14 protein-coding genes and 1 pseudogene are annotated in these 11,673 nt (G+C 44.8%); 4 read left to right on the top strand and 11 right to left on the bottom strand.

The features are described from left to right. Nucleotides 1-630: 630 nt before the first annotated feature. Nucleotides 631-1,290: a class I SAM-dependent methyltransferase gene (locus tag NTH01S_RS10760; RefSeq protein WP_306307477.1), complete on the bottom strand. Its 660-nt coding sequence runs from the start codon at nucleotides 1,288-1,290 to the stop codon at nucleotides 631-633. Between the two features lie 141 nt (nucleotides 1,291-1,431). Here NTH01S_RS10760 and NTH01S_RS10755 point away from each other — a divergent pair, with 141 nt between their 5' ends. Beyond that, the gene (locus NTH01S_RS10755) at nucleotides 1,432-2,439 is read left to right on the top strand and encodes a hypothetical protein (RefSeq protein WP_068173583.1); all 1,008 of its coding nucleotides are present in this window, start codon (nucleotides 1,432-1,434) and stop codon (nucleotides 2,437-2,439) included. A 219-nt stretch (nucleotides 2,440-2,658) separates the two neighbouring features. Here the strand turns inward: NTH01S_RS10755 and NTH01S_RS12125 are convergent. The 8 genes and pseudogenes from NTH01S_RS12125 to NTH01S_RS10720 all read right to left on the bottom strand — a co-directional run. Continuing rightward, nucleotides 2,659-2,785, bottom strand: a pseudogene (locus NTH01S_RS12125) (IS5/IS1182 family transposase); the annotation flags it as partial. Between the two features lie 148 nt (nucleotides 2,786-2,933). Next, complete coding sequence (locus tag NTH01S_RS10750) at nucleotides 2,934-3,839, bottom strand: hypothetical protein (protein WP_068173581.1); 906 nt, start codon at nucleotides 3,837-3,839, stop codon at nucleotides 2,934-2,936. Beyond that, nucleotides 3,820-4,629, bottom strand: coding sequence for a HEAT repeat domain-containing protein (locus NTH01S_RS10745; protein ID WP_068173580.1), 810 nt, complete (start codon nucleotides 4,627-4,629; stop codon nucleotides 3,820-3,822). The genes NTH01S_RS10750 and NTH01S_RS10745 overlap by 20 nt, the downstream gene beginning before the upstream one ends. Nucleotides 4,630-5,227: 598 nt before the next feature. Next, nucleotides 5,228-5,869 (bottom strand): recombinase family protein, encoded by a 642-nt coding sequence (locus NTH01S_RS10740; protein WP_068173578.1) that lies wholly within the window; start codon nucleotides 5,867-5,869, stop codon nucleotides 5,228-5,230. 260 nt (nucleotides 5,870-6,129) lie between these two features. After that, complete coding sequence (locus NTH01S_RS11665; RefSeq protein ID WP_370664325.1) at nucleotides 6,130-6,558, bottom strand: transposase; 429 nt, start codon at nucleotides 6,556-6,558, stop codon at nucleotides 6,130-6,132. Between the two features lie 62 nt (nucleotides 6,559-6,620). Continuing rightward, nucleotides 6,621-7,217 carry a recombinase family protein gene (locus tag NTH01S_RS10730; protein ID WP_068173575.1) on the bottom strand — a complete coding sequence of 199 codons (597 nt, stop codon included), beginning with the start codon at nucleotides 7,215-7,217 and terminating at the stop codon, nucleotides 6,621-6,623. Between the two features lie 148 nt (nucleotides 7,218-7,365). Further along, on the bottom strand, nucleotides 7,366-7,698 hold the full coding sequence (locus tag NTH01S_RS10725) for a type II toxin-antitoxin system HicB family antitoxin (protein WP_068173573.1): 333 nt from the start codon (nucleotides 7,696-7,698) through the stop codon (nucleotides 7,366-7,368). Continuing rightward, on the bottom strand, nucleotides 7,695-7,949 hold the full coding sequence (locus tag NTH01S_RS10720; protein WP_068173571.1) for a type II toxin-antitoxin system HicA family toxin: 255 nt from the start codon (nucleotides 7,947-7,949) through the stop codon (nucleotides 7,695-7,697). The genes NTH01S_RS10725 and NTH01S_RS10720 overlap by 4 nt, the downstream gene beginning before the upstream one ends. 265 nt (nucleotides 7,950-8,214) lie before the next feature. Here NTH01S_RS10720 and NTH01S_RS10715 point away from each other — a divergent pair, with 265 nt between their 5' ends. The 3 genes from NTH01S_RS10715 to NTH01S_RS10705 all read left to right on the top strand — a co-directional run bounded on the left by NTH01S_RS10715 (nucleotide 8,215) and on the right by NTH01S_RS10705 (nucleotide 10,650). Further along, nucleotides 8,215-9,111 carry a hypothetical protein gene (locus NTH01S_RS10715; RefSeq protein ID WP_068173569.1) on the top strand — a complete coding sequence of 299 codons (897 nt, stop codon included), beginning with the start codon at nucleotides 8,215-8,217 and terminating at the stop codon, nucleotides 9,109-9,111. Nucleotides 9,112-9,196: 85 nt separating this feature from the next. Further along, nucleotides 9,197-9,982: a hypothetical protein gene (locus NTH01S_RS10710; protein WP_068173566.1), complete on the top strand. Its 786-nt coding sequence runs from the start codon at nucleotides 9,197-9,199 to the stop codon at nucleotides 9,980-9,982. Continuing rightward, nucleotides 9,982-10,650 carry a hypothetical protein gene (locus tag NTH01S_RS10705; protein WP_068173564.1) on the top strand — a complete coding sequence of 223 codons (669 nt, stop codon included), beginning with the start codon at nucleotides 9,982-9,984 and terminating at the stop codon, nucleotides 10,648-10,650. The genes NTH01S_RS10710 and NTH01S_RS10705 overlap by 1 nt, the downstream gene beginning before the upstream one ends. 104 nt (nucleotides 10,651-10,754) lie before the next feature. On the opposite strand, the gene NTH01S_RS10700 is transcribed toward NTH01S_RS10705, so the two are convergent. Continuing rightward, complete coding sequence (locus NTH01S_RS10700; RefSeq protein WP_068173562.1) at nucleotides 10,755-11,189, bottom strand: hypothetical protein; 435 nt, start codon at nucleotides 11,187-11,189, stop codon at nucleotides 10,755-10,757. 140 nt (nucleotides 11,190-11,329) lie between these two features. Then, nucleotides 11,330-11,673: hypothetical protein (locus NTH01S_RS11915; RefSeq protein ID WP_169802074.1), on the bottom strand; the 344-nt coding region annotated here is incomplete at its 5' end.

The following is an 11,673-nucleotide window of genomic DNA, read 5'->3' as shown; positions in this document are numbered from 1 at the left end:
CAACAGGGCCACAGACCGCACGCTCCGGCCGGAACGCGATGCAATTCTTTCATGTGAAGGAAATAAGCCGCGATGTCCTGCGAAAGAGGACAGCGCCTCCAGAACGACTAAATCGTTGCCAGACAAGGCCTTGGCTTGCGTGAGAATGCGAAGTTGAGCAGCAAAAGAAGTCATAATCCGTCCTATTTTGTGGACGGCGAGCACTTCCCAAGTCAGAGAGCGTTGAACCTTTGAGCAGGTCACGCTATATTCTCACTATCGGATGTCTAAGCGGGCTCAATCGCTTCTACATCTGCTCGCCGGGGTAAAGCAGCGAGATTCGAGGCGGTGGGAGTGTCTAGCTCCGCCGCCTCACTTATTTTCATGACATTGCAACGCAACGCATCAGATGACAAGCATCGTAATCCCGATTGCGCTCCATAATTTTGTGGACAACGGCTTGTCGGGGTCAGTTCCGGCTGAGGGCGAAATGACACCCTAAGCGGAATATTAGTCGTAAGTGGGGCGTAGAATGTCGTCTTGCAGCCAGAGAAATGAAGTATCGCTAGCCTTAGCCAACACCTGTGTGGTTTGAAATTTCTTCAATACACTGAAGGAAAAACTAGGGCTTGAGCACGTAAATTGATGCGTTCAGCGTGAAAAGCTTCCATCCGGCTCAATGCCTAGCGCGGTGCGGACAGTATCAGGGGCTACGTCCTGCAATACGCGGATTGCCTTGATGTGAAGCGCAGGCGTTTTCGTACGCGCGACCCAGCTTGGAAACTCCATGCGCAACGTATGGGACATCGTCTCCGTAATGGAAAAACCTACGGTTTTGAGCATGCGTTCCCACTCGACACAGGAATAATTCCGCCCATGTGAGACGTCGCGCAGTAGTTCCAACGCCTGGAGCCAAGTATCGGCTGTCGGCAGTGCTCGTGACGTGACGTCGATGAACATGGCCGTTCCGTCCGGCGCCAGTACACGGTGCGCCTCGCGCAGGCCGGCGACCAGATCGTTCCAGTGATGCGTCGTGAAGCGACAGAACACCGCGTCGAAATAGCCGTCCTCAAACGGCAATTTTTCGGCAGGCGCGCAGGTAGTCGTGATGTTGGACACGCCGTGTGCCGCCGCCACAGCCGAGATCAAGCACGCGACGAAACTGTTTTTGCGATGCCAAACGTTCGATGGCATCGAGGTCGGCACCATGCCGATGAACGACGCTTTATAAAGCTTAAAGCGTTGCGCTTTCGAAAAGAAAACTTTAACAATTTTTATTGGCAATAATGCCGCTATGTGGAGTCTTAACATGCTTAGAGTTGCAGAAATTGTTCTTGAATGGTGTTTAAGCGCTACCCCCGCATATTAAGCCAAAAAAAATTCCAAGGAAGATATCTTCCTTGGAATTTTTTGGATTAATAATATCTATTCCAATAGATTTTGGAGAAATAAATGACCATGATTAATAAAAAGAAATACATAATATGGTCTTTATTTGTATCAATATATATTATTACAAGAGTATTAAAATTTACTGATTTTTATAAAGAATCACTTCCTTTTTCGTTTATATTCAGAATTATATTCGTCCCTTTTTTTTCAGCTATAGCTATAAACTATCTGTTTAATAACAAAAAAACAAAAAAAGAGCAAATAACTATATTTTCTGTATATTCTTTGTTATCTTTTATTTTTATGACCAAAATAGAACAAAATTCGATTGGTGGAGATTTTGTTAAAAACTCTGGTATATTTTTATTTTCCATTACTTCTATTGTAATGATTTTGATTTCTTTAAAAAAAGATGTTCCTCTATTAGAGCGTTTTTTTTCGGAAAAAACTAGAAAAACATTTTCATTGGAAGGAAGAATCATAAAAAGTATATTCACTGATTGGCCATATAAGTATAGAAAACTACAAAAGTTCCCATACTACTATAAAAATATAGATTTCATTGTATTTTTATTTTCCCCTATTATTATGTTATTCCCCATACCTATAGCTTATTTCTATAAATCACATAAAAATATAGAATATTTAATTGCTACCATTTCATCTGTTTTATGTATATATAGTATATCTATAGCAAAATCTTTTTTATTTAAGCCTCACTACTTAGATAATAAAAACCTTAATATTTTCCTTGGACCTATAAAAGGGTATTCTATTAATGTAGACGATATAGAAAATATACACTTGAAAAATTCATACAAATTTATAGGATCAAATAAATTTCAAGAAATAAAACTATCTATCTTTCAAAAAGATAACGTTATTTTATTTATAAAAAACTCTGATAAATTTTACTCGTTCTATACAGAAAATCCCTCAGGGATAATTAAAGCAATAAGATCTCGTTTGGAAGGTCGCGAAAGTATGATTCAAGCTCTAGATATGGACGCCATAGAAGAGGGGCCGAACGACCGGTATCGTCCGCAAAACGAAGCCCTATCCGTTTGACATGACGGATGAGGAGTGGATGCGGATCGCGCTGTTGATCTCTGAACCAGTATGCTACCTGATTCGTGGCCAGCGGATGCTGCAGATGGATGGATCGAAGAACTGTTAATTGATGTGCCTTGGTTCTGATTTTGGGCTTTTGTCGATTTGATTGACGGTTCTTTGAGTATCTTTTGATCTGCGTTTTGAGCGGATCGGGGGCTGTTACCCGCGGGATAGCTACGCGGTCGCGTTCGATCTTTCGAGGAAGAGGAAGCGGCGCATGTTAGACGATATTGGCCAGTCCGATCCTCATGGTGGCCCGGGTGATGCCGACAGTTCGAATCAACAATCCCGCCTGTGATTTCATTCACTCCGGCATCGACTGGAGTGACGGACGATTAAGCGGTCTCGGCGATCAGATCGAAACTTTTCCCCGGGATATGGATTTTGAAGTGTTCTGCCCTCCCCTGAAGAACGAGGTACTGCCGTATTCAGACAGTAGTAAAAAGTGCCTAGTAAAGGCGCCCTGATTCATCAAGCGATCCTCTCCCGGCATGGACTGGATCACGGTCTTCAAAGAACCGGCTAAATTCCTTTCGAAAATGCTTGTTTGTGTTTTCATTCAACATAAAGGTACTAGCTGCTCTCAAAGCATAGACATGAGTTCGTCCACAATTTGTGTTTCTTGCTACATCTAGCAATAATTCACAGGTTTTTTCATTTCCTATTTCTTTCAATACATCCATAATAAATAAGCGACATGATATTTCATCATTAAGGCTTCCTGATATTATTTTATTTTTGACATCAAAACGATATTGTTGTTTTTGTTTTCCTTCTTTTGGATTAAAAAGTATGTTCAATGATATTGAAAGGGAGGAGGGCTCTCTTTGAATATGAACGTCTTTAGATCCTTCATAAACAAACACTCTACCTGGAACCAATTTCTCTCTTCCTATATAAGTTAAGTCAATACTTTCTCCATGAAATCCTAGACATTTATTATAGTCATAATTATAAATGTCAGTCTCGTAACCTGGGCCAAAATAACCAACAGTCATGAAATGAAAATTATGATCATGTGCCATTTCATAAGAAAATAGATTTTTTTCATGTCCAGATACTGTTTGACCACGATTTATCTTGGGCCAGATATTTGCACGAATATAAAATGTATCTTCATCGTATACTTGTATAGATTGCGGTGTTCTTAAGTCAACAGACTCCCCTTTTGAGAGCAAAAAAAGCTCGGCTGATAGCTTTTCATATAAGAACGTTCTATTGTTTGCTAACATTCTTAGGTATATAGACGCGTCACATATACTTCCAAAATCCTCAGGATCAACGTTCTCACGAATGTTTTTCACACACTCTTCAAGAGAAATACTATTATCAATATTATAATCTTTTATAAACATGATTAATCACCCTCGATGAATTCAAAGCTTTCTTGGCAGCCATTATTATATTTGGATCTCTATCCATGGTAGCCATTTCTATATACTTTATAGATTCTTCAAAATTCAATATAGATATTGTTTTTATTGCTTCCCATCTTATATATCCGTGTTCGTGATTCAAAAAAGGAATCACAAGATCAATTGAATCTTCAGAACCAACTTCTGCAATAGTTTGAAGGAAAACATGAATTTTGCTGTCTACTACTGATCCGCTAAGCATTCTTGTTTGCTTTAGAGTTTTCCTGTCAAAATTATACTCAAGGCCGGGTAGCGGTCCGTAATTTAGACGCAAAGCAATTACAGGATTATGATCAATACTACGAATATCGATAGCTTCTGTGTACCCATTTTTAGAAACCATATCACCAAACCCGTAATCAATAACATCGCTAACAAATATTTTTGAATACGATTCAGACGCCCTGTATTTTGTGCAAATAGATCTACTATTTTTATTTGTAATATTTAATTGCATAAAATGATTAGGAGAGATAGATATGTCAGAAATATTATTTTTATATATAGCAAGCGCTAGAATAATATTTTTCGAAACTGCCAGAGTAATATACCTACCATTAGCAGCGATATGCGTTTTCAGATCTTTACCCTGCGCTACGCGACGTAGAGCATCATGTAATAGGCATAAGTAATTTTTTTTATCAAAATTTTCTTTCAAGTAATCACTGCATTCCCAAAACTTATCCTCATCGTTTTTTACATAAGAAACAACATATTCAAAATTTTCCATAAATTCCAAGTTATTTCTCCTATATAGAATGAAGCACTTATAAATAAGTGCTTCATTCTATATTATTAGTTGTTTCATTAATTATTGTTATAGAATCCTTCTAACACCTTTAAATATCCAGTAAATAGCTCCAATGATAGCTGTTGATTCTGACTCCGCTGAGCGACCAACTTCTACTGGATAATCAATTGAGAACTGCTGTGTGTTAGGTTTTTTATTCCATTCCATATTACATATCCTTCAAACAGGGCTTATTCCCCAGCAAGACTATGTTTCGCCTAAGAAACGTATGTCAATAAAAAGATGTTTTGGTTCCGGAATCTTATGGGGCAGATGGAGGATAAATCTGGAGGGATTGAGAAAACTCTGGTTTTGAGACTTTTGCGATGGTTTTATTTCTTTCGCGTTTAATGCGGGGAATAGAAGGGGTGACGACACAAAGGTGCGTTTTATGTACTCCGGCATTATCAACCAAAGACAGCCGTTTGGGATTTGATTGTAATGCCTCCTTGCCTAGTTCGTCGTAATTGCCGGCCGACAATAGACCTACAGGGGGTCCATCCCCGCAAAGGTACCAAACGCGACATAGGATTTTGGGCTATCTTGAGTTGGTAGGGGGTGTGTTATTATTGCATTGAAGAACTTTATTGGCGTGATCACGCAGTTGACCGTTTGGGGCAACGTAACGGTAGAGAGTTGCGCGGCTGATACCGAGTTCTTGACATAAATCGACGATGTTCGTGTCACGGTTGGCCATTGCAGACTGAGCAAGGCGGATCTGGTTTTTGGTCAATTCAAAGCGACGACCACCTTTTCTGCCTCGCGCACGGGCTGCGGCTAAGCCGGCCATAGTGCGCTCCTTAATGAGGTCTCCTTCAAATTCGGCGAGAGCTGCGAAGATTCCGAATATCAATTTACCGCTTGAAGTGGTGGTGTCGATCGCAGCGCCCTGACCCGTCAGAACGCATAAACCGATGCCACGCTCTGAGAGAGAGCGTACGGTTTTTACCAAATTCTCCAGATTTCGACCAAGCCGATCCAGCTTCCAGATAACCAACGTATCTCCATCACGCAGTGCTTTCAGGCAGGCGTCTAGTCCTAGCCTATCATCACGTTTCCCCGATGTTTCATCGGTGTAGATATGATCGGGTTCCACATCGGCGGCGGTGAGTGCGTCAATTTGCAAATCGAGAACCTGCGAACCATCGGCCTTGGAAATACGCGCATATCCGAGCTTCATGCTTGTCTCACAAACGGTCGTTTGAGCGACTGTAGTTCAAACTGATAAAAACGAAGTAAATTATGTCACATAATCCGTCTCATAATCGATGGCTCACATACGGTATCTCTTTTGAAGAAAATCTTATTGGCACTCATGCTAAGAAGCATAATTCCTCTGATAAAAAGTCAGAGGACAGATTCAGGATCCTCCCCCTAAAAAATGACCTCTGAAGTAAGGGGGAATTTGGGGGAACAAAAAACGTATATTTATATTATAAATCAATGGATTATTAAAAATCCTATGTCGCGTTTGGTACCTTTGCGGGGACGAACCCTACAGGCGGTAGGGAGTTGCAATGCCGCAGGGATACGGTTCCATAAAGTTTTAACTTTGCTCTGCCCTTTTCGGGTGTTGCGAACAGCCTGACCCGCTACAGTTCTTTGGGACCATCGGAAGCTAATCTCGTTGAAATACAGATCAGCATGCGTAGAGCTGATATGATGGAAGACACCAACGACCATGCGCCGGACACGATCACTGAAACCTTCAGCACCGTTCACATGTACCATTCCCCGGACGAAATCCCGATGGCAATGACCCACGGCATCATGTGCGGTGAAATTGTGCCCGAGATGCTGAAAAACACCCCATTCGTCGCTCATGAGATGGGTTTTGGGATGAACATTATCCTCTAGAACTCCTCCTATCGCCTTAGCTGAACGATTATCGATTAATGGGGTGACGACACGAAAGTGCGTTTTATGTACGCTTAGGGTGAACTGAACGTGAACGTTGAGGGCGTCCTATTGAGTGATCGATAGATTGTTGGCCGTGACACCGAGAACAGTTCGGCGAGATCGCTGATGGAATAATCACCGGTGTCGTACATACGCCGTAGCTCTTTTTGCTGGCGTTCAGAAAGCTTTGGCTTTTTGCCCCGAAGTTTACCTTTGGCGCGAGCAATGGCCATGCCCTCGCGGGTACGTAGACGGATCAGGTCCGCCTCAAACTCAGCGAAAGTCGCCAAGATATTGAAAAATAGCTTGCCCATCGGGTCGTCAGGATCATGCACGCTGGCTCCAATTTGGAGGCGAACACCTTTGGCGGCGAGGTCATCACCGATTGAGCGCGCGTCCAGTACTGAACGTGCCAGCCGATCGAGTTTTGGCACAACGAGGGTGTCTCCACGCCGTACAGCGGCTAACGCCTGACTGAGGCCAGGACGGGTTCGGGTCGTTCCAGTGAAGCCTTTGTCCGTATAGATGCGCTCAGCGGCCACGCCGAGCTTGAGCAGTGCATCGTGCTGAGCGGCTAGATCCTGCTGATCCGTGGAGCATCGGGCGTAGCCGATCAATGTCTGTGTCATGCGTTAAGTGTAACGTAGAAGGCCCCCTGATCGCAAAACATATCGTACCACTTTAATGAGACGATATTGAGAGCGGTTTACATGGTGCCGTCGTAGGATCACCACCTGTCCGTTGAACGGCCCTATTTCGGACAGGGTACGCAGCGATTCAGGATGCTGCTTGTGTCAGTGCTTCTTGCACAAAGGCATTCAAACTCACACCTCGTGCTGCCGCCATTTCAACAACTCGTGCATGTAGTTTCTCGGGTAAACGTACCTGAAATTTACCTGAAAAGTGTTTGACCGGAGAAACGCCTTTTTCGACGCACATCTCCAGAAACACCTTTAAGGATGTTTCCCCCTCAAGACGGAGACCTGACACGCTGTCAGCGTAAAAATCGGCACCACCGTTGAGGCCCAAAAACTCTCCCCGAAACAAACCAATGTCAGGGTCAAACTGCACAACGGCGCGGTGGCCTCCAATCTCCATGATGTTGTTCATGGTTTTACTCCATGGCTTTCTAACCATTTCCGAACAGATGCAACGGCCCCTTTATCCGTATCCGGTTTCGGATGAGGGCGATGAAAAACGCGAATATCACCAAACAAAACAACGCCGATACGTGATCCTTCACGCTCAGATATCTCCGCCCCCAATGTTCTCAAGAGAGCTTCAATATCTCCCCACGGAATATTTCCGGAGACAGGACGTTTGAAGATGAGTTCCAGCGTTCGCCGGTGCTTCGCTTTCATAGATTTTTGATACTATTTTTCAGTACCAATATCAAGATCATTACAATCTATGGGATATTTCGAGAAAAAATGGTGCAACATTCATCAAACGGCACAACTGAAAGTTTGCATTTGTATATGGACTCTTCTTTTTTGTGTCGCGCTTTTGTCCCGATCTTATACCGATTATGAGGCGACAGCGTCTCGTTCATGACTTAATGTGGTCCCGAATATTGGTTCCGATTGGGACCGTGCAACAGCGCATGCGCGATAGAGGAGGCCAAGCATGACGAAGATCCCGCAAGGTCATTTTATGCTTGCGGCTTCCGCAGAGTGCGGAGAGGAAGTTTGGTCGCGCTCGCTGTTGTTTCGTTGGATGGTGCTGCATTACGACACCCTCAAAACGCAGATTGTCGGTAAGCGTGTGCGTTGGAAGAAAATGTGTGAAGCTGCCATTAAAGACGGGCTCACCACACGCAACGGTACCCCGCCCAAAGAAGAAACAGTCCGGAAGACGTGGTATCGTGTGCGTTTGAAAATGGAGCGCGAAGCACGTGAGCGTGAGGCCGAACTGGCAGAGCGCCGACGCAAGCGGGACGAAGACACAGCCCGCCGCCAGGCTTTGCAGATCAAAGCGCATGAGGTGCTGGAGCGCACACGACCAAAGGAGGATATGTCCCTTATCCCTCCGGCCCCGGATGTTCCTTACGAACGTCCCACCCATTTACAGAACAAGCCTGAAGCACCGCACCAAAGCGTCCTGCAAGCATCTGTATCAACACCATCGGTACAGGTGTCTGACCAGCAGCCGGTCGTATCCTCTGGGTCTGCGACACATCATATTGATGTTTTGAATAGTGCTCAGCCGCCTGTGCAGATGATGAAACAGGCGTTTCTCTATGGCGTGAAGATCGAGATCCCGCCCCCTTATGAGGGGCCTCGTCCACTCGGTATGCCAGAGTATCTTCCCTTGGAAGCGCTCACCCCTCTGAATTACCCGGTTTATGATGCAAAAGGTCGGATCAATGTTGAACTACTGCCGGGGTTTCCAAGACGGTCTTTCTTTGAAGACGACCGCACATGGGCTCGTGCCTTTAAAGAAATGCTCGATGTTTACCCACCAAAAGAACGTTCCAATGTCATGCGTTGCGTCTACTCAGCGGTCCAATTGAAAGCGCGTTAAAAAAGCATGTGGCACTCACACACACGTATGAGAGCATTTTTGTACCGAGGAAAATGTCTTCTTCGGGACAAAAAGGACCGTACAATTGACGGGAACAAATGAGAGCGCTTCAACGCAAGCGCAGATCAAAATCTACTTCAAAGCGGGTCGAGGTAATCTCGGGGGAACAACGGTATTGGGGCTGCTTGCAGAACGCGCCCTTCAGGCAGGACGTCCGATCCTGATGGCCGATGCGGATATGCGTAATGAAGGCATTTCCAAATATACGACACTCTATCAAAACTGTGGTCTTAGCCGCCCCACGTCGGATCGCCAGCCTGATGTGCAAAGCTATCTCACTGATGTTTTATCCTTAGGCGTTTCCAAACAAAAACCAGTATTTATTGATGTTGGCGGGGGAGATCGCACCCTCGAAGAATGGGCGAGTACGAATGACATTAATACGCTGAGTGCGGCTATGGGCGTAGAGGTTGTCGGCCTGTTCATGTGTGGGGTTGATAGCGGTGATATCGACTACATTGTAAATCTTTGGAAGCATGGCGGCTTCAGACCCCAAAAAGCCCTCATTATTCTTAACGAACATACCGTCCCTCCCGGGTATATTGCGCAAGACTACATGTACGACATTCTTGTTGATCCGCGTTTTGACGTCATCCGTCAGGACGCGGAACTTGAGTTTCTGTTCTTCCCGTCGAACCCATATATGAAAGAAATTACGGCATCAGGCTTGTCTTTCTACGAAGCCGGTCAAGGCGGAACAGACCCTAAGAAACCTAAATTAGATCCGGTGCGCCAAGCGGTGACGGGATTGTGGGTCAAGAAATTTGACGATGAAATCAAGGCGAAAGGCGTTGATTCATGGCTCCCGTAATGAACGAGACCTCTTCGCATTCAATGGCCATTGAACGGTTGCGTACGATTGCTGAGGAGATGGACCTTGCTTTGAAGAAGCATGGGATCGCTGGTCCCAATGATGCTCTGTGGGAGTGGAGCCGTCTTTTACGCATGGGTATGGATGTTTACAGCCATCTCGTTCAAGACAATCTACAAGGCGTGACGCAAGAAGCGCAAAAGATGCACGCCACTATGGAAAAGATGGCGGGACAGGCTGAATATTTTCTCACGGAGCTTAGCAAGCGTGGGGAGTCTGAACTTCAGACGGCGAAGGCTGAATTAGAAGACGCGCGTATGAGCTATCACCGTGCGAAAGAAATGAGTGAGCACCGACAGCGTGAAATTACGCATGAGATCTTATCGGATCTCAATGTCTCCTTAAAAAGAGACGTGAAAGAATATATTGGTCGTTGGCTTCCTATTCATGCGACGGAATATGCGAAGTCGGTTGTTTATCGCGCTATGGCTATCGTTGTGGCGTCGACGCTGTCGTTTACGATGGTTTGTACGGGATTGTGCTGGTGGGCTCTGCACGACAAAGCATCGGTGGGAAGTTACTGCCAAGCGCATATGTATCAGGGGCTGAATGGGAAGGAGATTTATTGCCTGCTTCCGAACGTCTCACCCATTGTGCGTGAAAAATAAGGACGATGGCCACTCAAAACACTGAGTTTTTGAGTGTCTCGCAATATTAAAAGTGTTTGATGATCGTGAAGTTATAGGATGTGGTCAAAGAAGATCCTATGACTTCACGTATCCCCATTGTAGAGTACGCGTAGCACTCGATGAATGATCCCCTTGCGTGGGTAAGATATGTTGTTTTTTTGATGTGCTGTTTGGAGCGCTTCTAAAGCCGAAATTTTCTCTCTTAGAGAGGCATTCTCTTCTTGAGAGGCTAAGAGAGCCGTTGTTAGATTTTCAATTCTCTGAGACTGCTTATCCGTAGCTTCAGTGAGGGTACGTATCGTATCCTTTAAGACATCTAAGGCTTGATTTTCTGGGGTTTTATCATGGGGTACGGTCTGTAGGATACGATCTGTATCTTGTGGGACAAGAATTTTTATCGTTCCATCATTTCCTTTAATGCGTTTCCAATTTGCCCGACGAACGCGTTGCTTTGCGGCAGCGAGTGTAATGCCCCAATGTTCAGCCAACTCTTGGTAGCTATGTGATTCATTGGACATAAAGATTCTCCAGATTTTCTATATCTGAATGATAAACATGTATCCTCGATGGAGCTATGGCGTAGCTCTCCTGTGAGGCTCTTCTTCAATGCCTTTGTGATGTTTCATTTTACTCTGAGATTGACGTTTAAAGAGGCTCTCTAGGTGTATCCGGCCTCTTCAAGTGTGGCTCCTGCGTTGATGCGCTCTAGGATATCGAGCCATTCGGCTGGAGAATGGTGTTTTTCTTTAAAGAGAAGACTCTGAGAATTAACTCCGCTGTCATTTTGGCACTTAGAAAGGAACCGCTCTTTTCTGCGCTTTAAGGCCTCCATCAATCGTTGTGCATTGTGCTTTGCTGCCGCTTTCGCTTGTTCTAGCGATACAACAATGAGGCGATAGGTATTAGGGCCGCAAACCAGACGGTTACCGCGCCGTACCCGCTGACGGGTGCGTTCGACGATTCCTAGGCGATACGCTTTCTCTAACGAACGGATAACAGACC

The sequence above is a fragment of the Neokomagataea thailandica NBRC 106555 genome (assembly GCF_001598495.1).
GTDB lineage: Bacteria > Pseudomonadota > Alphaproteobacteria > Acetobacterales > Acetobacteraceae > Gluconobacter > Gluconobacter thailandicus_A.
This window is presented reverse-complemented; position numbering and strand designations above follow the sequence as displayed.